This is a genomic window from uncultured Mesonia sp. (assembly GCA_947499595.1).
Lineage (GTDB): Bacteria > Bacteroidota > Bacteroidia > Flavobacteriales > Flavobacteriaceae > Mesonia > Mesonia sediminis.
In genome coordinates, this window is the sequence record CANMOY010000002.1 from 15,705 (window position 1) to 39,989 (window position 24,285).

The window sequence follows — 24,285 nt, forward strand, 5'->3', positions numbered from 1 at the left end:
GCAAATGCAAATTTACATTAAATACTTGCATAACCTACGTAACACGTAAAATTTAAATATTTGTTAAAATACGAAAAATTATGAAAAAGCAGTTTCTTTTATTGGTTTTAGGTCTCTTTCTTATCAGTTGCGGGCCCACTGCAACCACCACAAACACTAGCAATACCAAGAAAAGCTATCAAGTAAATACCATTGCATTTTATAATCTAGAAAACCTTTTTGATGCAGAAGACGACCCTAGTAAAAATGATGAATACTCTCCTATTATGGAGATGGATGAAGGGCTTCGCCAATCTGTTTATGAAAAAAAATTAAAAAATATGGCTTCTGTTATCAAGCAAATTGGTAGCGATGTAGCTCAGAACGCACCAGCCGTAGTTGGAGTTTGTGAGATCGAAAACAAAAAGGTGCTAATAGACTTACTTAATGAGCCCGATTTATTACCTTACAATTACCAAATTGTACATTATGAGTCGCCAGATCGTCGTGGGATTGACGTGGGATTGATTTATCAGAAAGACCTTTTTCAAGTTTCTAATAGCGTTTCACACGAACTAAAAGTTTTTAGAAGTGACAACCCCGATAAAAAAGTGTATACCAGAGACCAGCTTGTAGTGAGTGGTTTTTTGAATGGAGACAAAATGCATTTTATTGTAAATCATTGGCCATCACGAAGCGGTGGCGAAGCACGAAGCAGTTATTTAAGAGAGGCTGCAGCCGATTTAAACAGAAAAATAGCCGATTCTTTACTAGCCATAGACCCATATGCAAAAATTATTACTATGGGTGATTTTAACGACGGGCCTTACAATAAAAGTATAAAAGAGAATTTTGGCGCTAAACCGGAAAAAGAATCTACTAAGCTAAAAGAGTTCTACAATCCATTTGAGAATATGCAAAAATCTGGAATAGGAACAATTGCTTATCGAGATAGCTGGGATCTATTCGACCAAATGTTACTAAGTCACGGATTTTTAGATAAAGATTATAGCACTTATAAATATTACAAAGCGGGGGTTTTTAATCCTCCTTTTCTAGCTACCCCGCGCGGTAAATATAAAGGATACCCCTTTAGAAGTTTTTCAAACGGAGGTTTCTCTGGTGGTTATAGCGATCACTTTCCTGTATTCGTTTACCTAATCAAAGAAATAGATACTTCTCTTTAATTAGAAATTTAAGTAAAAAAAAAATCCGGTTAAACCGGATTTTTTTATTTTAAAACCATTGATTCCACGGAATCATCAGTAAAATAGCTATCAAAGCTAACGTATAAAATATCGCTAATGTTTTTAATTTCGGTGTAGATGACAACTTCTTTTTATGTTTTGAGTAACCCATGGTAATTAATACAACGGCAATAATCATAAGCGTAGGATGCTCTACATTATATAGACGCAATAAAGGATCTTTCATTATTGTGCCCACGTCTAAGTTATCTTGAAACCATAGTATTTTGGGTGATTTAAAAAACAAAACAATACCTAAGAGTAATTGAATGTGCGAGGCAATAAGCGCAAATAAAGAAATTCTAAAATCATTGGGCGAATAGCTGCGTTTTGTAAAATAGCCAGCTAGCGCGTTTATCGTTGCCAAACCGACTACGAGTAATACCAAATAAGCCCAAAAAGAGTGAAAATGAAATAAACCTGTGTACATTGTTTTTGTTGTAAATATACGGAATAATTTTAGGCAAAAAAGAATCGGTTCTTTTATTGCTAAAAGAACCGATTTAAAAAAATAGGCTAAATCAATTTAGGTTTACTCTTGTAAAACCCAAGCGCCATTTTCTTTGATTACATACATAGTATCTACACCAGAGCTACCATTGTAGTATGCATAAGAAACTGCGTATTTTTGACCTTCTTCGGCGTCGGGATTAATGTCATTTAAAACAACATTTATCGCCTCTAAAAGCATATCATTGGTCCAGAAGTTTTTATTACCCTCTCTTAAGTCAAAGTTTTTATATCTTCCTGCACTGCTAGCCGGATCTGGGTATTTATCGGCTAACTCGCTTTCTATGGTTATGTAATCAGCCTCAGTAAGCGTGTAATTAATGGTATTATCGGGTACCCAAGTACCATCTTCAAATCCAAACTGTAAGCTTACCTCTTGTACACTTTCGTGGCGGTTCCACATACCCATTTCATAGTAATAGTAATCACCGCGCGTTTGTGTTTCATCGCCATTATAGTAGTTATATACCAAGAATATAGCATCTCCTTCTTGAACGTATGGGAACATTTTATTCAAGAAAGCCGGAAGGTAATTTTCTGGTTTGTCTGAGCTACTAAAGTTATTATAACGTCCTGGGCTGCCCATTTCATCATAATCTGCCGCTTGTAAATAATAGGCCGCATCATCTTTTACCCACTCGCTACCATCAAACATATAAAAATGCTTGTAAGTATTGCTTTCGCCTGTAATTCCAATGGTTTTAAGAGCAACAGTTTTAACTCTCCAACGAGCTGCATCTGATGCAGTAGACTCATACTTTAATGCGATGTTGATGGTCTCACCTTCATAAGCAGAAAAGTCATAATTTTCACTTAAAATAAAGTCATTACTCGAACCTGTTGGGGTGGTTGCCAAGTTAATTTCTGTCCAAGTCGCAGTATCTACATCATTTGTATAATCTGTAGCTACTAAAATCTTAAGTAAAGACATATCTGTTGCATAATTGATAGCTTGATCAATTTGGAAACGCAAATCAGTTTCATTGGTTAAATCAATGCTTGGCGATACCAACCAGTCAATGTTAGCCTGAGGTCCAGAATTAAATCCGTTTCCTTGAACATAATCTGTTCTAGACTCCCAACCTTCTGCTCCTAATTTATCTTCAATAGTCCATCCTTCTAAACTATTGGCGAAATTGTAGCTAATAAAATCGGCAAAACCAATAACAGGGTCCTCAGTATATTGATCATACTCTACCAATAACACGTCTCCTTCTTGAGCATTTGGCATTTGTGCACTTAATACTTGGTCTATACCTTGCTCAATATTCGCTTCTGGGTAAAATCCATTAGCGTCGCTACCGGTTAAAGCATAATCTGCTTTCGTAAGCTCATAATCCATAGCTCCTGTGTAGTCGCTTAATCCGTCTTTTCTACCTACATACAAGTTATAATTAACCATTACTGTAGATCCAGCACCCCAATATGGGTATTGGTTTTCTAAAACGGTAGGAATAAGTTGTTTTGCTTCGTCTTCAGAACTAAAGCTAGTAAAATCTAACTCTAAAAGATCTGTATAATCATCTTCGGTTAAGGTGTAGTTGGCCTCTCCTTTAACCGCTTCTTCTTGCGCATCTATTTCATCATGGATATCCTCCATCGGCTCACATCCCATAAAAAGGACACCAAGCAGCGCTGCGTATAAAAATTTTATATTTTTCATAAGTCTATGTGGTTTTAAAATTTAATTTTAGCCCCTAGGGTATAGGTTCTTCCAAAGCCGTACCATACTAAAGCATCTTGGTAACTTGAAGTTCTTCCATCACGGGCATCTGCGATATATTCGGTATCAAGTAAGTTGTTTACGTTACCAATTATCGTTGCATCTAAGCTTCCTAGCTTAAAGTTATGAACTAATCCTAAATCTACCAAACCGTAAGATGGTGCTTCCCAAGCTTGTTTACTATTAGCATTTGTACGGTTATTCGGATCGAAATCTGCGAAATAATCATCGTAGAAATTATAGTCTAAACGTAAGGTTGTGCTAGGTAAAACATCGTAGTCAACACCTAAACCAAGTGTAGTTTGAGCGGCATCTCCCACTTTCAGGTCTTCGATATAAATGTCTATGGTATTTACTAGATTTTGCTCATCGTCAAAAATCTCTACTCCTTTTACATCATCTTGCCATTTCCAGTCACCAATAGAAGCCATTGCTCTAAGGGTTAAATTATCAAATGGTCTGTAATCTACATCTAATTCGATTCCTTGGTGAATTGCATTAATTCCTAAAATATTTGCACTACCAAAAGAACCATCTGGGTTATTAAAAGATCTAGTTAAAGTTCTATCTTTCCAATTGGTTCTATATAAGTTTAAATTCACGCGTAGGTTGTTAGCTCTATAACCGTAACCTAACTCGGCACTAAAAATCTTCTGATTTTCTGCATCTTCGTTGATGTCATTTTGAAAGTTTAAGAAAACCGCTCTAAAGAAAGGAGCTCTTTCAAAATATCCTACGTTAGCGAATACATTGTGGTGGTTATCAATGTTATAGTTTGCTCCACCTTTTGCGCTATAACCAAAGAAGTTTTGAAAATCTGTTTCTTGCTCTGGATCTGAATCTAAATAGTTGAAATAATCTATTCTTTTGTAAGAAGTATTAGAAGCAGCTAAAGATACAAAAGCAGACAAATCATTTTTAGAATACTCCGCTTGTGCGAAAACACCTTCCCAAAGTACAATACCATCGTTATAGTAACTTATCTTATCATCAACTTTAGCATTATTCACAGGATTGTTTACATTGCTGTCATCATTAAAAAACTGACCTCCTAATAAATCTTTAACACTCTGAAAGTGCTCTCCCTTATAATATCTTAAATCTACACCAGCCATTAAGTCGATATCATCTGTAAGTTCTGTGCTTAAAGTAGAAAGCGCACCGTACCAAGAATGGTTGTTGTTTGAATCTCTAATTATGGTCTCTGACCCTAAGGCGCCACGATCAACGTTTTCTTGTACAATTAGATCTAAATTTACAGGTTGTAAGTCTCCGTTTCTATAAGGCGAGTTATCTATACCAAATTTGTTGGTTCCAGAGTATCCACTACCTCCTCCTGTACCGAAAGAAGCATAAACAGCGGTAGATAAATCTGTTTTATCACTGATATTCCAAAAGTGATTTAAAGAGATTTGTGGCTTGTGATAGAAGTTATCTTCTACATTATATTCTTGACCATTTTTATACCCCCAATCTCTATTAAAACGAATTCCGCGTTCGCTGCGTTGAAAGGTTTCGATAAGCTCGCGGTTTTGGCGTTGCCCGTGTCTTTGTGGTGCACCAAAAGCCGTGAATGAAAGCTGGTGATCTTCTCCTATTTCTTGTGCTAAGTTCACAAAATAAGAATAACCTTCAAATTTTGTGCCGTCTACAAATCCGTTCCCAGATGTTTTTGAAGCTGAGATAGTTGCTGCAAAACCACTATCTAATCTTCCTGTAGAAACGGTTGCTCCAAATTTTTGATAACCATCGTTACCTGTTGTAGCAAAAAAGCTACCTCCTTTTTTAACATCGGTTGTTTTTGTAATAATGTTTACAGTACCACCAATAGAAGGAACAGCTACCTTTGAAGCTCCTAATCCTCTTTGCACCTGCATAGAACGTGTTACGTCTGCAAGACCTGCCCAGTTACTCCAGTATACTCTACCGTTTTCCATATCGTTAACGGGTACTCCATTAATCATTACGGCAATGTTCTCTGAGTTAAATCCGCGTAAGCGAAGTTCTGAATCTCCAAAACCTCCACCACCTTTGGTGGCATATACACCAGGAGTAGATTTTAAAATTTCTGGAAATTCTTGATTTCCTAATTTAGTCTCGATATCCTGTGCCTTAATTGTTGAAACCGCAACGGGTGTTTTTCTATCTATTGCCAAAGAATACGTTGTAATTAGAATTTCATCTAATGCGCTGTTGTCTGCCTCAAGGCTAATTGCCCCTAGATCTAAAGTTTGACCGTTTGTTAGGGTAAACGGAATTTCTTTTTTCTTAAACCCTACGTAAGAAACAACAAGTTTTCCCTTAGATTTGTCCGCTTTAAGCGAAAAGTTACCATCAAAATCTGTTGTTGCCCCTGTGTTGGTACCAAATACCATTACGTTGGCTCCAGGAAGTGGCGTGTTCATTTCTGAGTCGGTTACGGTACCTTTAATTGTACCTTGTGCCATCAAGAAAGATGTTACCAAGAACATCCCAACCAAAATTAAGTTTTTCATTTTAAAGACTAATTTTATTTATTTTGTCGCTGCAAAAGTAATCAAAAAAAGTCTTTTCCTTTTAGGAATTCTTAACAATAATATTAATTTAAGGTTAACGAATGTGAATTCTATAAATTTAGGTCGTCTAACTTGGCTGTTTTAATGTTGTCGAGTTCTTTCTTGATAGGTTCAATAGCCAAGAAATATTCTGGTTTTAGGCTTTCTTTTAAAGGTTCTGAACTGGGTAAGTTTTGTTTGTAAGGGTCAACTTGTTTACCATAAACCCAAAACCTGTAACATACGTGAGGGCCCGTTGCCAAGCCTGTACTACCTACAAAACCAATCACATCACCTTGTTTTACACGTTGGCCTACTTTCACGTTGCGTTTAGACATGTGCAAATATTGCGTGGTATACTTCTCATTATGCCTTACTTTTACATAATTACCATTACCACTGGTATAGCTTGATTTGATTACTACTCCATCTGCGGTTGACCAGATTGGCGTACCGTGAGGAGCAGCATAATCGGTTCCTTTATGAGCTTTCCATCTTTTTTGTACTGGGTGAAATCTTCTTTTGGTAAATCGTGAAGAAATTCTAGAAAATTGCAAAGGTGCTTTTAAAAAGAAGCTTTGCAAGGAGTTGGCTTCGTCATCATAAAATTTAGAAAAACCTGTAATGCTATCTTTTCCAAATTTAAAAGCGTAATAGGGATTGTCGTAATGGGTTAAAACAGCAGCTTCAATTCCGGCTAGACCGGCATAAATAGTGTCATTAATGTATTTTTCTTTGTAAATCACTTTAAAATGATCTCCTTTTTGAAGTTTAAAGAAATCTACCTTCCATTGGTACATACCCGATAGTTGATCGGCTAAAGCTAGGCTTAATCCTTCACGATCCATAGCAGCCGATAAAGAAGATGCGATTACCCCGCTAGCTTTTCTTCTTTTTATAGTGACTGGTTTTTTGCCTTTTACGGCATAGATGCTATCTCTTAAGAAAATAGTGGTGTAATTAATACGGTCATGCTCATAGACCAAGGCCTCAATTTGGCTGGTAGTGTCTTTTGCTTGTAAGACGGTAAAAGGTTTACCCGCATTAATACGGGCGACATTAAAAACATCTTTAATTTTATCTGCGATGATAAAAACTTCTGCGGGAGCCACTCCGTATTGATCTAAAATAGCGCCAAAGCTATCACCGGGTTTTATAGTATCCCGTTTGACATTATAATTGTTTAGCACCAAATTGTACTCTTTTATAACTTTAGGCTTCGCAACCTTTTTTTCAACAGGAACTTGTTCTTTTTTGTCGGATTCGCATTGAACACCTAAAAACGGAGCACTAAATAATAAGATGTAAAAGAGATATTTGGGCAAGATTTCTATTTTTTTACTGAATAGGTTAAGAAATTTCAAAAATATTTAATCCGTAGCTGAAATACAAAAACTAGTAGCTATTTTTACCGCTTCTGAAATCGAATGGGATGCTTAAGGTTTTTGTAGTCTTCTAAATCTGCTTCAAGAGAACCAACCGCCAATTTTGCTTTTATTTTTATAGGGGCTTTATTTTCATCATCACTCACCCAAAAAGTTAAACTTTCTTCTTCTTCAAACACTCGACCAGCCTGAACATAAGGTCTAAATTTAAGGGCTTGAACGTATCCGAATTTTGTTTTTACCCGGTCTCTACCTAGAAATACAGTCTTAAAAAGGTAATTTTCATTATCAAAAAATAAATTTAATTTGAAATCATCTCCTTCTTTTAAAGTTGATCTATCAATTTTCTCTCTTAAATAATAAAACACCGAGAGCATATCTTGAACATCGGGCTTGATAGCAAAATTTTCTTTTTTATTGTATTTTTTATCGTGCACGAGCACGGTTTTTTGATCGTGGTTAAAAAATAGTTCTTTGTTTTTGGTATGACCACCTTCGTTGATTTTGCGAATGAACCGCACTGGTTTTTTGCTTTGTTTATCTATAAAGGTTTGATAATCATCATCAACCTCAAAAAACAGGTGTAGCAAACCAGTTGACTTTCCTCGCCCTTGAACATGGTACACCTCTTTTCCTTCATATATTTGATCTTTTACACTTAGTGTGGCGTAGCTCGCATTAAACCAACCATAATGAATACGGAATTTAAAGTATTCACCACTTTCAAAGGCATTGAAATCTTGAGCTTGAGCTTTGAAAGAGAATATTATTACCCCTAAAAAGATAATTATTTTAAGTTTATTTATCATGAAACAAATTTTAAACTAAGTTTACAAGTACTGTTCCAAATTTAGGAAAACAAAAAACCCCACCAAATACATGATGGGGTTTTCCGCTTATTAACCAACTAAAACTTAAATTTATGAAAAAAATTCTTCAAAAATTACCTTCTAAGGAACCACCCTCAAAAGGCTCGGCAAAAGTACGACTATTTTGCAATGCTGCAAGCTCTTAAATGCACTTTAACCTTTTTTTAATATAGTTAACAATTTATTAACAATGCAAATAAATATAAATGCCTTAATTAGCTTTTATCTAATGTACCTCTTAAAGCTTGTTCACGTTCAATAGACTCAAATAAGGCTTTAAAATTACCTGCTCCAAAGCCTTTTGCTCCCATTCGTTGTATAATTTCAAAAAACAAAGTAGGTCTGTCTTGTACGGGCTTGGTGAAAATTTGCAATAAATAACCTTCTTCATCGGCATCAACCATAATCCCTAGGCTTTTTAGGCGCTCTAAATCTTCACGCAACTCATGGCTGAACTCCTCTAGTCTTCCCGGCACTGCTCTATAATATTCATCTGGTGGAACAGACAAAAACTCTACTCCTCGCGCACGCAAATCGGATACTGTTTTTATAATATCATCTGTGCTTACTGCGATATGTTGTACACCCGGACCTTCATAAAAATCTAAATACTCTTCGATTTGCGATTTTTTTACGCCTTCTGCGGGCTCATTGATAGGGAATTTTATACGACCGTTACCATTACTCATTACTTTACTCATTAAGGCAGAATATTCGGTATGTATCTGTTTGTCATCAAAAGACAAGAAATTTACAAATCCCATTACGTCTTCATACCACTTTACCCAAGTATTCATTTCATTCCATCCTACATTACCAACCATATGGTCAATAAACTTAAGTCCAACAGGTTCTGGTTTAAAGTCTGATTCCCAAATTTTATAACCGGGCAAGAAAGTACCCTTAAAATTTTTACGTTCTACAAACATATGTACGGTTTCACCATAGGTATAAATACCAGCCTTCACCACTTCACCGTTTTCATCTTTTTCTACTGTTGGTTCGAGAAAAGACTTTGCTCCTCTTTTTGTGGTTTCCTCATAAGCCGCACGTGCATCTTCTACCCAAAGAGCAATCACTTTTACCCCGTCACCATGTTTAACAATGTGATCGTTTACTTTGCTTTTTGAATTTAAGGGTGAAGTCAAAACCAACCTGATTTTATCCTGTACTAACACATAAGAAACCGTGTCTTTACTCCCGGTTTCTAGACCTTTGTAGGCTAAGGATTGAAAACCAAAAGCCGATTTGTAAAAATGGGCCGCTTGTTTGGCATTTCCTACATACAATTCAACATAATCTGTTCCTAAAAGCGGCAAAAAATCTTGCGCGCCATCAAAAATCTTTTCCAATCCGTAATTTACAGATTCTATTTTTTTACTCATTGCAATTTAATTTTGTCTGTTGTTTAATTATTTATGCTAACCAAGATTTAAAATAATCTTCATCGGCAATTTTCATAGCTTCCTCTGTTACTTGCAGCGGCTTAAAAGTATCTACCATTACCGCTAATTCTTCGGTTTTAACCTGACCTATACTTCTCTCTACCGCCCCGGGGTGCGGACCGTGAGGAATTCCTGCAGGGTGAAGTGAAATATGCCCCGCTTCAATATCGTTTCTGCTCATAAAATCACCATCTACATAGTAAAGCACCTCATCGCTATCTATATTAGAATGGCTGTAGGGAGCAGGAATTGCTTGCGGATGATAATCGTATAATCTAGGGCAGAAAGAACAAACCACAAAAGCATCTGTTTCAAAGGTTTGGTGAACCGGTGGCGGCTGATGAATACGCCCTGTTATGGGTTCAAAATCGTGAATTGAAAACGCATAAGGATAGTTGTACCCGTCATATCCTACCACATCAAAGGGATGAGTGGCATAGGTCATATCAAAAATTTCTCCCTGCTTTTTTACCTTTATAAGAAAGTCTCCTTCTTCATCATAAGTTTCTAATTCATATGGCTGCCTAATGTCTCGTTCACAAAATGGACTATGCTCTAATAATTGCCCAAAATGATTGCGGTACCGCTTAGGCGTGTACATAGGCCGACTAGACTCTACAATAAGCAAGCGGTTTACCTCATCATCAAAATCTATTTTATAAATAGTTCCTCGTGGTATAAGTAAATAATCTCCGTACTTAAAATCAAGGTTACCCAATTGGGTTCTTAATTTACCCGAGCCTTGATGTATAAAAATCATTTCATCCTCATCGGCATTTTTATAAAAATACTCATTTGTACTTTGTTGAGGTGCCGCTAAGACAATACTACAGTCTGAGTTGGTTAAAACAGTTTTTCTACTCTTTAAAAAATCGGGTTCTGGTCGCGTTTGAAATCCGCGAAAGCGATAAGATTTAATATTGTTTTTAATGGCCACTTTTGGCTTCACGCTGTAAGGGTCTTTAACCGCCTTAACTTGAGTGGGTCTGTGCTCGTGGTACATATTTGAAGACATACCATCAAAACCTATAGTACCAAACAACTGCTCGTAATACAATTTACCATTGGGTTTTTTGAAAATAGTATGTCGCTTGGGCGGAATTTTTCCTAATTTATGATAGAAAGGCATAGGGCAAATTTTTAGTTTTAAGTTTGTTAAAATAAAGCTAATTTTACAAATATCGGTATTTTTATGGAATATATAAACCGAATTACAAACAGAGCAATGCTTAAATTTTTTTCACGGATTTAGATATTCAACTATAAAGGTTTAATTACTTAAAACGCATAGCCTAAACTAAAAAACCACTCGCTTTTATTACGTTCGGGCGACTGGGTATACCTTATTTCAATAGGACCTAAAATTGTTTCAAGGCCGTAACCAATAGAAAATCCTGTATAGTCTGGCAAGCTGAGCCAATTGCCGGTTTCAAACAAATCATTTTCTACATTAGCCATCGCATAGCCTAGGGTAAAATGATTTTTTGGCAAAAATTCTATATCAGCGTCTATTTGAGCCTTGATATAACTATCTGCCGATAGGCTTACAAAATCATAACCATAAAAGGGTACAAAATTATTTATGGGTTGTGCGCCATACCCTCCTATTACAAAATCGAGGGCATCCATTCTGTTTTTACCGATCCTAAAACCAGCCTCAGAATCTACCTTAAATCGCAACCAAGGATTTACCGAAAATGTATAGCCCAAATAACCACTAGCGATTGAAAACTCAGAAAACGCATAGGTTTCATTTTGCGCGAATAAATACAAGTTAAAATCGGCTTTAAATTTAAAGCCTCGGGTAGGAAAATGAGCATCGTCAAAAGTATCATAGTACAAATAGCCAAGTGCACTGTAAACGTTACTCTCCTCTAAAATAGCAAAAGGTAACGATTGTTGATTTTCTTCACCAAAAATAGTTTCGGTTTCAATTCTTGTATATTTATGCTCTGCCCCTACACCAAATTTAAAATGTTTTGATAAGAAAGTTTCGGCGTAGAATTGATTGGTAAAATCAAAATAATGCACATCTACCATATTTACATCGAGATTGGGTATTTCTATATTCTCACTTATAGTTTTAAAGGCAACGTTTTTATTGAATTGATTTAGTCGGGAATTTAAACCTAAGCTCCAGTAAACTCCTTTATCAAGATAATATTGAAAATCATACCTAAAATTATCTCCGGCAATGCCATCAAATGAGAGAATATCATTTGAAAAAAGCAAGCTTTTATGTGTGAAATTAACCAATGCAGCACTGCGATAAAGTTCATCAAAATGCAGTCCAAATCGCAAAAAAGTATCGGTCTTATTCTCGGTCACTTCTAGTATTAAATCAAATTTATTATCTGGCTGGGGTAATAACCTATAGGTGATTCGCTTAAAATTCCCTGAAGCCGAAATATTTTGCAATCCCTCGTTGAGTTGGGTATATGCTATTTGTTGGTTTTCATCAATTTTCAATCGACCCTTAATATAGTTTCTAGGGTATTTACTACTTCCCATAATAGCAATATTCTGTATAAATAGGGAGTCTTTAGGTTGTAAAGCTATATGCCTGCTAGCTGATTGTTTTTGTTTTTTTGCAATTTCTTGAAAGATGGATCTATATTCTGCCGCAACTTTTTCCCCTTCTTTTATAATCCGCTTTCCTTTATCAAAAGACAAAACAGTATAAGAACTTATATCTGGTTTTATATAAACATCTGTCTCTTGACGTTTCTCTTTCATGTCATAGATAGTCCTAAAATTGTTGATTTGAGTAAGAATTTCTAAAGCAGATTGCAACTTGTCTCTACTTACCAAACTATCTTGTACATCTACACCTATTACGTAATCCAAATTTTTTGCACGCAACAAGCGCACAGGGTAATTATTGGTTACCCCACCATCTATAAGTAATTTACCATCAATCTCTACCGGGCTAAATAAGGTTGGAAGCGCACCACTAGCACTTACAGCTTCGGGCAAACCGCCTTTATCTAGCACCACTTCTTTTCCTGTCTCAACATCGGTTGCTATGCAAAAAAAAGGTATGGGTAGTTTTGAAAAGTCTTTAACCTCTCTTACTGGGTGCATCAATTGGGCTAATAAATTATAAAAATTTTGTCCTTTCGAGAGGCTAGAAGGTAAACTCAATTTAAATTGATTAAACGGTAGGGTCAAGGCATAGCGCTCGGCATCATTCTTCTCGTAAAAAGACTTTGCATTTCTAGGAACTTGATCTTGTAGAAGTTGTTCAAAATTAACCGAATTAAAAATTGAATCAAGTTGGTGGGCCGTATAGCCTGTTGCGTATAAAGAACCTACTATAGCACCCATACTTGTACCAGCAATATAATCTACCCGCATACCCGATTCTTCAATAGCTTTTAATACACCTATATGAGCCAGTCCCTTTGCTCCGCCTCCACTTAATACTAAACCAACCCTTGGGTTTTCTGGTATAGGTTTATGCTTTTGAGCCATTAATTGTACCACCCAAAAACAACATAATAAGTATACAAGTAAGGGTTTAATCATGATTTTCATAAAATTGATATATCAGCTGGGCTTTTGCTAGCCCAACAACTTCTTGAAGCTCCTCAAGACTAGCTTGTTTTACTTTAGAAACCGAGCGGAAATGTTTGAGTAAACTTACTGCCGTTTTTTCACCAATACCTGGTATTTCTTCTAAGGCAGTACCTAGAGCAGCTTTACTACGCTTGTCTCGATGAAAAGTAATGCCAAACCGATGAGCCTCATTTCGTAATTGCTGTATAATTTTTAAAGTTTCTGATTTTTTATCTAAATATAAGGGATATTTATCACCCGGGTAAAACAATTCTTCCAATCGCTTAGCTATTCCTATTATGGCAATCTTACCGCGTAAACCTAAATCATTTAAAGCTTTTAGAGCCGAATTCAATTGCCCTTTACCCCCATCTATTATAATGAGTTGAGGCAAGGGCTGCTCTTCTTGGAGTAGCCGTTTGTATCGCCTGAATACGACCTCTTCCATCGAGGCAAAATCATCTGGACCTTCTACCGTTTTAATATTAAATTTACGGTAATCTTTTTTACTAGGCTTCCCGTTTTTAAATACCACGCAAGCGGCTACAGGATTTGTTCCTTGAATGTTCGAGTTATCAAAACATTCTATATGCCTAGGTTCTTCATTGAGTCGTAGGTCTTTTTTCATTTGTGCCATTAGCCGATTGGTATGCCTATCTGGATCTACCATTTTCATTTGCTTAAATCGCTCTTGTCTAAAGTATTTTGCATTCCGTAAAGAAAGATCTACAATAGCTTTTTTATCGCCCAACTTAGGTACGCTAACTTTTACTCCTTGTACGGTTTTTACAGGGAAAGGTACATAAATTTCTCGCGACATGGAGTTAAATCGTTGTCTGATTTCGGTAATGGCCAGCTCAAGCAATTCTTCATCGGTTTCATCGAGTTTTTTCTTGAGCTCAATAGTATGCGAACGTATGATACTCCCGTGCGCAATCTGTAAAAAATTCACATAACCATAACCTTCATCCGAAATGATCGAGAAAACATCTACATTGGTAATTTTAGGATTTACTACTGTGCTTTTAGCCTGATATTTTTCAAGTACCTCGATTTTCTCTTTGATGCGCTGGGCCTCTTCAAACTGCATATTCTCTGCATAGGCCTGCATCTGACTTTTAAACTGCTGTAGCGAATCTTTAAAATCTCCCTTTACAATTTGCCGTATATGCTCTATATTTTTACGGTATTCCGTTTCAGATTGTAGGTCTTCGCAAGGCCCTTTACAGTTTCCTAAATGGTACTCTAAGCACACCTTATACTTGCCTTGTTCTATCTTTTGCTTGGATAAATCAAAATTACAGGTTCGCAATTGGTAAAGCCCTCGAATAAGTTCTAATAACGTGTTTACCGTCTTAAAACTGGTATAAGGCCCGTAATATTCGCTGCCATCTTTTATTAATCTACGCGTAGGAAAAACGCGAGGAAAACGTTCGTTTTTAATGCAAATCCAAGGATAGGTTTTGTCATCCTTTAACATTACATTAAATCGGGGCTGGTATTTTTTTATAAGGTTATTCTCTAGCAACAATGCATCGGTTTCAGAGTTCACCACAATGTGTTTTATGGTTTTTATCTTCTTCACCATCACCGCAATGCGGTGGCTATCGTGCTTTTTATTAAAGTAAGAACTTACTCTCTTTTTTAAGTTTTTGGCTTTACCAACATACAAAATCTTCCCGGCCTTGTCGTAATATTGATATACACCAGGGCTGCTGGGTAATGTTTTTACTTGTATCGCTAAATCTGGCTGCTCCATAGCCCAAATATACTGTATTTTCTTACTAACAAATAAATGTGATGGACTCAATTAAAAAGAATTTGAAATATCAAATTTTCGAGTATTTTTGACAAAAAATAAAAGTATACGCTAGACGCTTCCGCGGAAAGCAATCTGCAAATTTTTATAAGCTTTAAATTTTAAGTACCTTTTCCTTTTTAATTTTATTTTGCCCATGAAAACCACCTCTTCGCCAATTATCATAGGAAGATGTGATGTAGCCGATTTCCCTTTGTTAGCAATTAAAGACATTGCTATTAAAATTGATACAGGCGCTTATACCTCATCTATACACTGCAAAGACATTCAGGTTAAGGAGAACAAATTGCATTGCGTATTTTTAGACCCTGAACATCCCGAATATAACGGCAAATCTTTTGTTTTTGATCAATTTAAACAAAAGAAGGTAAAAAGTAGTAACGGGCAGGTGCAACTGCGTTATTTAATAAAAACGCGTATTCGTTTATTTGAACAAGAATACCCAATAGAATTAACCTTAAGCGACCGTGAAGAAATGAATTTCCCTATCTTAATTGGTCGTAAATTTTTAACGCATCGCTTTATAGTTGATGTTAGCAAAGAAAACCTATCAAAATTGAATAAACCTCACTAATGATATGAATATTAAAATTCTCTCTAGAAACCCAAATTTATACTCTACTCAGCGTTTGGTTGAAGCAGCCAAAAAAAGAAAACATGAGGTAGAGATTATAGACCCCTTAAAATGCGATATTGTCATTGAAAAACGCAAACCCAATATTTATTATAAGGGTAAATACCTAGAACACGTAGATGCGGTAATTCCTAGAATCGGTGCTTCGGTTACTTTTTATGGAACTGCTGTAGTTAGACAATTTGAAATGATGAACGCTTTTACCACGACGGGATCTGAAGCATTACTGCGTAGTCGTGATAAATTGAGAAGTTTGCAGTTGCTGTCTAAAGCAAAAATTGGTTTACCAAAGACCGTTTTTACCAATTATTCTAGAGACGTTGAAGGGGTTATTAATCAAGTGGGCGGCACCCCATTGGTGATTAAATTATTAGAGGGCACCCAAGGATTAGGAGTTGTTCTAGCCGAAACTAAAAATGCAGCCAGATCTGTAATTGAAGCTTTTAACGGCTTGCAAGCTCGTGTAATTGTTCAAGAATTTATCAAAGAAGCTAAAGGTGCCGATATTCGGGCTTTCGTGGTAGATGGGCACGTAGTAGGTGCGATGAAACGACAAGGAAAAGAGGGTGAGTTTAGATCTAATTTGCACCGTGGCGGTTCTGCAGAAATTATAGAACTTTCTGATGAAGAAGAAGTAGCCGCCGTTAGAGCCGCAAAAGCTATGGGACTTGGCGTAGCTGGAGTTGACTTGCTGCAAAGCTCTCGAGGGCCGTTGATTTTAGAGGTCAATTCTTCTCCAGGTTTAGAAGGTATAGAGAAAGCTACCAACAAAGATATCGCTAAAAGCATCATTAGATTTATTGAAAAAAATGCATAAATTTTGGGTGAGATAGATCAAAATAATGCACTGCACCTGTTAGGGCAAACAATTCAGCCCGGTGAAAGTGCACGTCTCAATTTTAACTCGGCCAAACTATTTACCGCTAGCCCTGTAGAAGTACCTGTAATTATTGAACGATCAAAAAAGCCAGGGCCCATTGTCTTATTCACCGCTGGTGTTCACGGCGATGAAATAAACGGAATAGAGGTAGTGCGCCAGCTTATTTCGAGAAAAATAAACAGGCCTAAAATAGGAACCATAATTTGTATTCCTGTTTTTAACGTTTTTGGTTTTTTAAATTTGCAAAGGGAGTTTCCTGATGGAAGAGATCTAAACCGAGTTTTCCCGGGCTCAAAAAAAGGTCCGCTTGCCTCGCGATTTGCCTATCAATTTACCCAAGAAATTTTACCAGTAGTAGATTATTGTGTAGACTTTCATACTGGTGGAGCTAGTCGATTCAATGCTCCGCAAATACGTATTAGAGAGAATGATGAGCCTTTATTAGAATTGGCCCATATTTTTAATGCTCCTTTTATAGTTTACTCGAGTACCATTAGCAAATCTTATCGCGCATCTTGCTACCAAGCCAATATTCCTACCTTGTTATTTGAAGGAGGAAAATCTCTAGATAACAATAAACAAATCACCCAAATTGGGGTGCAAGGTTGCCTACGTTTATTAGGTCACTTAGGTATGTTAAAAGGTTCATTTGATTTAAAACCTGCCAGTAAACCTCCCATTTTGGTAAGCCAAAGTAAATGGATACGCGCCGCACATAGTGGTTTACTGCATTTAAAGGTGGCTTGTGGAAAAAAAGTAGATCAAGGTGAGGTACTTGCCCAGATTACAGATCCATACGGATCGTTTAGATATACGGTAAAAGCTAGGTCATCGGGTTATATAATAAACGTAAATGAATCACCTATTGTCTACCAGGGCGACGCTTTGTTTCATTTATCTATTTCTTAATATATGACAAACAAGAATCAAATCCGTAAAGTATACAAAAAAAAGCGCCAGGCGCTAACTAAGGAATTATTGGAAGAAATGAGCTTAGCCATAGCGAATAAGGCGGCCCAATTGCCTATATGGGATTTTTCTTTTTACCATATTTTTTTACCCATTGCCAAAAAAAATGAGGTGGATACAGAGTTTATGTTGCACCTGTTGCAGGGTAAAGATAAAAATATAGTGCTGGCTAAAAGTGATTTTAAAAATTTTACTTTACAGCATTTTTTGCTTACGGATACGACTAAAATAAAAGTTAATGCCTATGGTATACCAGAACCTGTTGCTGGTATTGCAATTCACCCTCGACAGATTGAGGTGGTGTTTATGCCGCTTTTAGCTTTTGACCTTAACGGAAATAGAGTTGGTTATGGAAAAGGATTTTACGATAGGTTTTTAAATGAATGCCAACCCAACACAATTAAAATTGGACTCTCTTTTTTTGAGGCAGAAGAAAAAATAGATTCCGATGGATTTGATGTACCCCTAGATTATTGCATTACGCCTAGCAAAACCTATCGTTTTAAGCATTAAAAAAGCCAACCGAAAGGCTGGCTTTTAATTGGTGAACTTTAATTTAAAAACTGTATCCAATACGTATATGCAAGTCTAAAAACACATCGTCTTTATCTACCTTGTATAAGTATTTATCTTCATCTATAAAAGCGCGCACATAACCAACCCCTAAGCCTAACTCGTAGTTAAAATGTTTACCTATGCTGCGTCTAATTCCCCATTTGGGTACGATTCTTATCTGATCGATAACCTCGAGATTATCTACATTAGACACTACAAACCAATCAGGATTATAAGCTGTTTGAATAGCCAAAAAGTTTCCGCTATTTTTAGATGTTTTACGTTTTTTTACCGCTCTTTTCTTAAGGTTATAATACCATCTTGGCTCCGCCGATATCACCGGCGCTAAAGCATAATTTACCCGGTTGTTTTCTTGGTAAATACTACCACCAAAAGCGGCCATATCGAGGCCAACTTCTGTTCTTAACGCCAAAGTGTTACTCAAACCAAATTCGTATTGCCCCCAAACCCCTAAAAAGCCCGTTTGAACACTAAAAAAACCGTCTTCTACTTGACCTTCATTGTTATTTGTTTGAGCGTATAAAGCATTTTGGGTATACAGCAAGGACAATACCCCAAGGACAAATAATTTAGTTTTCATGATCTATTTTTATATAGGTGTTAATTAAGTTAGACTCAAGACTTTCGTCATAAGTTTCTAAAACTAGTGTTTTTTTGTCAATTACCTCAAATTTCACTTGCTGTTTCATTTCTGAAGTACTGCCGTCAACTTTAACTTCACCCGAGATAAAAATTTGATTCTCACTCAACTCAACCCAATTGACATTTGCATTGAAAAGCACCTCACAATCATTTGCTGAAGAATTATTTTTGTATAAAACAATTTCTAGTGCACCATCTGATTTAAAGTGAAAAGTAGATTGTTTTTCACAAATCGTTAGAGAGCGCCAATCTGTTGATTCCCATTGCCAAGTACCTATTATTGAATTTGTTTCTAAGGATAAATCCTGTTCGGATTGAGCATCGTCATCACCCTCGCAAGAAACAAGTAAAAAAACTAAGAGCGTCAAATTTAAAAATTTTAACATAATAATACTTTTTAATTTTTATCAAAGAGCTTGAATTTCGCAATTGCCACTGTACTTCCTAAAAATGGCAGTAAAAAAACTAATAGGATCCATAAAATTTTAGAAAGTCCTCTGTTATCTTCTTTAGAAGATTTTAGTATTAAAAAAAAACTATAAGCAATATACAATATTAGAAGACTAAATAAAATATAAGCAAAGGTTGAATTATAAAATACCATAACAATTTAATTATTTGAGAATTAGCTATATTAGTTTTTTTTTAAATTTTTTACTCATTTGGCCAAGCACGAAGGCAAAAAAAAAAAAAAAATAAAACAAACAAGTTTTATATATTAAAAGAAAACATTTTATCAGATTATTTTTAATTTCATTTAATAAAATTTAAAAATCCTGTTTTATCTTAACTAAATTAATAACCGAATCAATTCTTCTCAATAGTAGTCAGTTTTACTATAAGCAGTTTATAAAAAATACATATACTTAATCGAGAATATTGACTAAACCAAGTTTGGATTTTTTTGAAATTACAGCGTGCAGCCGTATAATTGAGATGGGTAAAGTACTAAAATGCCTAGTTGTCTTCTTTAGGAAATGCTTTTTTATTAAAAAGAATCAATAAAATAACCCCTACGGTAATAGCGGAGTCTGCGATATTAAATACCGGCTCAAAGAACGTAAAATAATCGCCGCCCCAGAAAGGAATCCATTCGGGTAACACCCCGCTCCATAATGGAAAATAAAGCATATCTACCACTTTTCCGTGAAATAGCGTGGCATAGCCTCCATTTTCAGGCATAAAGCTGGCCAATTGATTTATGCTATGGTCAAAGATAATTCCATAAAAAACAGAATCGATAATATTACCCAGGGCTCCCGCGAAAATAAAAGCGATACATATAATTAATATTTTTGAGGCTTGTTTTTTTACCGAGTCATACAACCAATAGCCAATGCCCGCAATGGCCACCAATCTAAAAAGGGTCAAAAACAATTTACCATATTCTCCTGGTATTTGAGCCCCCCAAGCCATTCCATTATTCTCAACAAACAGAATTCTAAACCAATTAAATACAAAAATTTCTTCACCCAAAACAAAATGAGTTTTGATATAAATTTTTGAAACCTGATCAATCAGTAATATAATAAAAATAAGAAGTCCCGCTTTTTTAAGTGACATGGTGTGCAGTTTTGTTGCCGTAAAAATACAAGATTATTTATAAATCTTATACTCAGATGTTAATTCTAGTAAATTTAAAACGTGATATAGCCATAAATAAAAAGGTTTCGTTTAAAATGAATTCAAACGAAACCTCTTATAGAATTTTCTGTTATTTATTTTTGCATATTTTTTGCCTCAATACTTAAAGTAGCATGGGGCACGAGTAATAATCGTTCTTTTTTAATCAATTTGCCTGTTACCCTGCAAATACCATAGGTTTTATTCTCTATACGAATCAAAGCGTTTTTTAAGTCACGAATGAATTTCTCTTGTCGAATAGCCAATTGTGAGTTGGCTTCTTTACTCATTACCTCGCTTCCTTCATCAAAAGCTTTAAAAGTAGGTGAAGTATCATCTGTACCATTAGAACTATCGTTCATATAGGCACTTTTATACAGTTCTAACTGCGCTGAAGCCTTTTCAATTTTCTCTAAAATGATGGCTTTAAATTCTTCTAAATCGGCATCACTATACCTTTCTTTAATCTCTGTATTCATAGTTTTATTTTTTTATAGCAAGACGGGTGTTTACATCGTCAAAACTCACTTCTAGCCCATCTTTTAACTCATCAACAAGTTCGAGTTTTGCTGTGAGTGTTTCGTTTTTAATATAAGATTCATTGGCCAAGACAGCCTGCTCGACCAGTCCGTCTTTTTGTATTTTTACTTCAATTTTATCGGTAACCTCAAATCCAGAATCTTTTCTCAAGTTTTGAATTCTGTTCACCAGCTCTCTGGCGATTCCTTCTTGTTTAAGTTCTGGACTAATATGCGCATCTAGCGCTACGGTTAAACCGGATTGCGTAGCAACCAACCAGCCCTCTATATCTTCTGAGGTGATTTCTACGTCATTCAGCTGCAAAATAGTTAATTTCCCATTAACTTCTAAATTAATTTCACCTTCCTTTTCTAATTTGGCAATTTTATCCGCCTCAAGGCTACTAATAGCAGCCACAACAGCCTTCATTTCTTTTCCAAATTTAGGTCCAAGGGTTTTAAAATTAGGTTTAATTTTTTTAACCAATATTCCCGAAGTGTCATCAATCAATTCAATCTCTTTTACATTTACCTCAGATTTGATTAGGTCTTGTACCGCCAATATTTCTTCTCTAACGCTCTCGTCTAATACAGGAATCATCACGCGTTGAAGTGGCTGCCTTACCTTTATCATTTCTTTCTTTCTTAATGATAACACCAAACTAGAAATTACTTGTGCCTTTTTCATTCTATTTTCAAGTGCCTGATTAATCATAGTCGCATCAGACGCTGGAAATGTGCTTAAATGTACACTTTCTGGCGTATCTGCTAGTGAAACCGCTGTTAAATCTTTGTAAAGTCTGTCCATATAAAATGGCGCTATCGGTGCCGCTATTTGGGCCACTTTTAATAAACAAGTATATAAGGTTTGGTAAGCCGATATTTTATCTTCTTGGTATTCACCTTTCCAGAATCTTCTTCGGCATAGACGCACGTACCAGTTACTTAAATTTTCTTGTACAAAATCTGAAATTGCGCGAGCAGCCTTGGTAGGCTCGTAGCTAGCGTAATAAGTATCTACTTCTTTGATTAAGCTATTTAGCTCAGACAATATCCAACGATCAATTTCGGGTCTTTTGGCTAGAGGAACCTCCTGTTCTTTATAGGTAAACCCGTCTATATTCGCATAAAGCGCGAAAAAAGAATAGGTGTTGTACAAAGTTCCAAAAAACTTACGACGTACCTCTGCAATACCTTCGAGGTCAAATTTTAAATTATCCCATGGGTTGGCATTGCTTATCATATACCATCGCGTGGCATCTGGACCATAGGTAGATAAAGTTTCAAAGGGGTCGGCAGCATTGCCTAATCGCTTAGACATTTTTTGTCCGTGTTTATCTAATACCAAGCCGTTTGACACTACATTTTTATAGGCTACATCATCAAAAACCATGGTAGCGATTGCGTGTAAGGTATAAAACCAACCTCGGGTTTGATCTACCCCTTCGGCAATAAAATCGGCTTTTCTTAGTGTTGCTTCGGTGGCTTGCTTATTTTCGAACGGATAATGCCATTGGGCATAAGGCATAGCTCCAGAGTCAAACCAAACATCTATCAGGTCGGCTTCGCGTTTCATTGGCTTACCACTAGCCGAAACCAGTACAATTTTATCGACCACATTTTTATGTAAATCGACTTGATCGTAATTAGCATCGCTCATATCGCCTACCACAAAATCTTCAAAGACATCTTTTTCCATAAAACCAGCTTCTACCGAGCGTTTCATTTCGGCTTTCAACTCTTCTATAGAACCAATAATAATCTCCTCTCTTTTATCTTCTGTACGCCAAATAGGTAGCGGAATACCCCAATATCTCGAGCGCGATAAGTTCCAGTCATTGGCATTGGCTAACCAATTACCAAACCTACCCTCACCGGTCGAAGCGGGCTTCCAATTTATGGTAGTATTTAATTGGTGCATACGATCTTTTACCTCGGTTACTTTTATAAACCAAGAATCTAGAGGGTAATATAATATAGGTTTGTCTGTACGCCAGCAATTTGGGTAACTGTGCACATACTTCTCTACCTTAAATGCTTTATTTTCTTCTTTAAGCTTAATGGCTATTTCAACATCAACCGACTTATCTGGGGCTTCTTCGGGGGCATAGTATTCATTTTTTACATACTTCCCGGCCAATTCTCCCATCTCGGGTCTAAATTTACCTTGCAAATCTACTAAAGGCACTAAATTCTCTTGCTCATCTAGCACCAACATAGGAGGCACAGGCGGATTAGCTTGTTTAGCGACCAGCGCATCATCTGCTCCAAAAGTGGGCGCGGTATGCACAATACCTGTACCGTCTTCTGTGGTCACAAAATCACCTGCAATAATTCTAAAGGCATTTTCTGGAGTTTCATAAGGTTGTGCGTAGGGTAGCAATTGCTCATAACGAATACCTACTAAATCTTTACCTAGAAAAGTGTTGGTCACCAAATAAGGTATTTTTTTATCTCCTTGTTGAAAATTAGCCAAAGCTTCCTCATCTTCAACGCCAACATATTTTTTATCAAATTGCTTATTCACCAAATTCTTAGCAACTACTAAACTAACTGGCTCAAAGGTGTATTGATTATAGGTTTTAACCACCACATACTCAATTTTTGGACCTACTGTAAGTGCGGTGTTACTTGGGAGTGTCCAAGGAGTGGTAGTCCAAGCTATAAAGTGCAGGTTTTCAAAGTTGGCTAAATCGGCAGGAAGACTGGTCGCTATAGCTTTAAACTGTGCCGTTACCGTAGTGTCGGTAACATCTTGATAAGTACCAGGCTGATTTAGCTCGTGTGAGCTTAAGCCTGTTCCTGCTTTTGGTGAGTAAGGCTGAATGGTATAGCCTTTATATATAAGTCCTTTTTTGTAAATTTCAGACAGTAACCACCAAACGGTTTCCATGTATTTAGGCTTATAAGTAATATAAGGATCATCCATATTTACCCAATAGCCCATTTCTTCGGTAAGTTTTGACCAAACATCGGTATAGCGCATTACGGCATTTTTACAAGCTTGGTTATATTCTTCTACAGAAATTTTAGTGCCGATATCTTCTTTGGTGATACCCAACTCTTTTTCTACCCCCAACTCTACGGGCAAACCGTGGGTATCCCAGCCGGCTTTACGGTTTACCTGAAAACCTTTTTGTGTTTTATATCGGCAAAATATATCTTTAATACTTCGCGCCATAACATGATGAATCCCTGGTAAACCATTGGCAGAGGGCGGACCTTCAAAAAAAACAAAAGGCCGATTACCTTCTCTGATACTTACACTCTTTTCAAAAATTTGATTTTCTTTCCAATAGCTCAGTATCTCTTGTGCTACTACTGGTAAATCCAGTTGCTTGTATTCGGTAAAATTGTTACTCATGGCGCTGTCT

Annotated in this window: 20 protein-coding genes; 5 read left to right on the plus strand and 15 right to left on the minus strand. The window is 36.3% G+C overall.

What is annotated here, in order from left to right:
• Positions 1–80: 80 nt before the first annotated feature.
• Entirely contained in the window at positions 81–1,166 is a 1,086-nt protein-coding gene (locus ACH2AZ_RS02260; protein ID WP_394906460.1) for an endonuclease/exonuclease/phosphatase family protein, read from the plus strand.
• A gap of 49 nt (positions 1,167–1,215) precedes the next feature.
• Here the strand turns inward: ACH2AZ_RS02260 and ACH2AZ_RS02265 are convergent, their stop codons facing one another.
• The 9 genes from ACH2AZ_RS02265 to uvrC form a co-directional block, all read right to left on the minus strand.
• Complete coding sequence (locus ACH2AZ_RS02265) at positions 1,216–1,656, minus strand: hypothetical protein (RefSeq protein WP_379047588.1); 441 nt, start codon at positions 1,654–1,656, stop codon at positions 1,216–1,218.
• 102 nt (positions 1,657–1,758) lie between these two features.
• Positions 1,759–3,399: a choice-of-anchor J domain-containing protein gene (locus ACH2AZ_RS02270; RefSeq protein ID WP_394906461.1), complete on the minus strand. Its 1,641-nt coding sequence runs from the start codon at positions 3,397–3,399 to the stop codon at positions 1,759–1,761.
• Between the two features lie 14 nt (positions 3,400–3,413).
• A complete protein-coding gene (locus ACH2AZ_RS02275) occupies positions 3,414–5,954 on the minus strand; it encodes a TonB-dependent receptor (RefSeq protein WP_379047582.1) in 2,541 nt (846 codons plus the stop codon).
• Positions 5,955–6,064: 110 nt separating this feature from the next.
• On the minus strand, positions 6,065–7,321 hold the full coding sequence (locus ACH2AZ_RS02280) for a peptidoglycan DD-metalloendopeptidase family protein (RefSeq protein WP_379048820.1): 1,257 nt from the start codon (positions 7,319–7,321) through the stop codon (positions 6,065–6,067).
• An 80-nt stretch (positions 7,322–7,401) separates the two neighbouring features.
• Positions 7,402–8,187 (minus strand): DUF3108 domain-containing protein, encoded by a 786-nt coding sequence (locus ACH2AZ_RS02285; protein WP_379047579.1) that lies wholly within the window; start codon positions 8,185–8,187, stop codon positions 7,402–7,404.
• A gap of 275 nt (positions 8,188–8,462) precedes the next feature.
• Positions 8,463–9,632: a 4-hydroxyphenylpyruvate dioxygenase gene (gene hppD / locus ACH2AZ_RS02290; RefSeq protein ID WP_394906462.1), complete on the minus strand. Its 1,170-nt coding sequence runs from the start codon at positions 9,630–9,632 to the stop codon at positions 8,463–8,465.
• Positions 9,633–9,663: 31 nt separating this feature from the next.
• Entirely contained in the window at positions 9,664–10,821 is a 1,158-nt protein-coding gene (locus ACH2AZ_RS02295; RefSeq protein WP_394906463.1) for a homogentisate 1,2-dioxygenase, read from the minus strand.
• 149 nt (positions 10,822–10,970) lie between these two features.
• On the minus strand, positions 10,971–13,220 hold the full coding sequence (locus ACH2AZ_RS02300) for a patatin-like phospholipase family protein (protein ID WP_394906464.1): 2,250 nt from the start codon (positions 13,218–13,220) through the stop codon (positions 10,971–10,973).
• Complete coding sequence (gene uvrC / locus ACH2AZ_RS02305) at positions 13,213–15,009, minus strand: excinuclease ABC subunit UvrC (protein WP_394906763.1); 1,797 nt, start codon at positions 15,007–15,009, stop codon at positions 13,213–13,215. The genes ACH2AZ_RS02300 and uvrC overlap by 8 nt, the downstream gene beginning before the upstream one ends.
• 196 nt (positions 15,010–15,205) lie before the next feature.
• On the opposite strand from uvrC, the gene ACH2AZ_RS02310 reads away from it, so the two are divergent.
• From ACH2AZ_RS02310 to ACH2AZ_RS02325, 4 genes are read left to right on the plus strand one after another with little or no spacing between them, the layout of a single operon-like run.
• Positions 15,206–15,643 (plus strand): ATP-dependent zinc protease, encoded by a 438-nt coding sequence (locus tag ACH2AZ_RS02310; protein ID WP_394906465.1) that lies wholly within the window; start codon positions 15,206–15,208, stop codon positions 15,641–15,643.
• Between the two features lie 4 nt (positions 15,644–15,647).
• Positions 15,648–16,520 (plus strand): 30S ribosomal protein S6--L-glutamate ligase, encoded by an 873-nt coding sequence (rimK, locus tag ACH2AZ_RS02315; protein WP_394906466.1) that lies wholly within the window; start codon positions 15,648–15,650, stop codon positions 16,518–16,520.
• A 3-nt stretch (positions 16,521–16,523) separates the two neighbouring features.
• Positions 16,524–17,492, plus strand: coding sequence for a succinylglutamate desuccinylase/aspartoacylase family protein (locus ACH2AZ_RS02320; RefSeq protein ID WP_394906467.1), 969 nt, complete (start codon positions 16,524–16,526; stop codon positions 17,490–17,492).
• A gap of 3 nt (positions 17,493–17,495) precedes the next feature.
• On the plus strand, positions 17,496–18,065 hold the full coding sequence (locus ACH2AZ_RS02325) for a 5-formyltetrahydrofolate cyclo-ligase (protein WP_394906468.1): 570 nt from the start codon (positions 17,496–17,498) through the stop codon (positions 18,063–18,065).
• Positions 18,066–18,108: 43 nt separating this feature from the next.
• Here ACH2AZ_RS02325 and ACH2AZ_RS02330 read toward each other — a convergent pair whose 3' ends face one another.
• From ACH2AZ_RS02330 to ileS, 6 genes are all read right to left on the minus strand, one after another.
• Positions 18,109–18,708 (minus strand): hypothetical protein, encoded by a 600-nt coding sequence (locus tag ACH2AZ_RS02330; protein WP_394906469.1) that lies wholly within the window; start codon positions 18,706–18,708, stop codon positions 18,109–18,111.
• Positions 18,698–19,138 carry a hypothetical protein gene (locus tag ACH2AZ_RS02335; protein WP_394906470.1) on the minus strand — a complete coding sequence of 147 codons (441 nt, stop codon included), beginning with the start codon at positions 19,136–19,138 and terminating at the stop codon, positions 18,698–18,700. The genes ACH2AZ_RS02330 and ACH2AZ_RS02335 overlap by 11 nt, the downstream gene beginning before the upstream one ends.
• Positions 19,139–19,167: 29 nt before the next feature.
• Positions 19,168–19,374, minus strand: coding sequence for a PLDc N-terminal domain-containing protein (locus ACH2AZ_RS02340; RefSeq protein ID WP_394906471.1), 207 nt, complete (start codon positions 19,372–19,374; stop codon positions 19,168–19,170).
• Between the two features lie 353 nt (positions 19,375–19,727).
• Complete coding sequence (locus tag ACH2AZ_RS02345; protein WP_379047552.1) at positions 19,728–20,333, minus strand: lipoprotein signal peptidase; 606 nt, start codon at positions 20,331–20,333, stop codon at positions 19,728–19,730.
• A 155-nt stretch (positions 20,334–20,488) separates the two neighbouring features.
• A complete protein-coding gene (locus ACH2AZ_RS02350) occupies positions 20,489–20,872 on the minus strand; it encodes a TraR/DksA C4-type zinc finger protein (protein WP_147861719.1) in 384 nt (127 codons plus the stop codon).
• Positions 20,873–20,876: 4 nt separating this feature from the next.
• Positions 20,877–24,275 (minus strand): isoleucine--tRNA ligase, encoded by a 3,399-nt coding sequence (gene ileS, locus ACH2AZ_RS02355; RefSeq protein WP_394906472.1) that lies wholly within the window; start codon positions 24,273–24,275, stop codon positions 20,877–20,879.
• Positions 24,276–24,285: the final 10 nt, after the last annotated feature.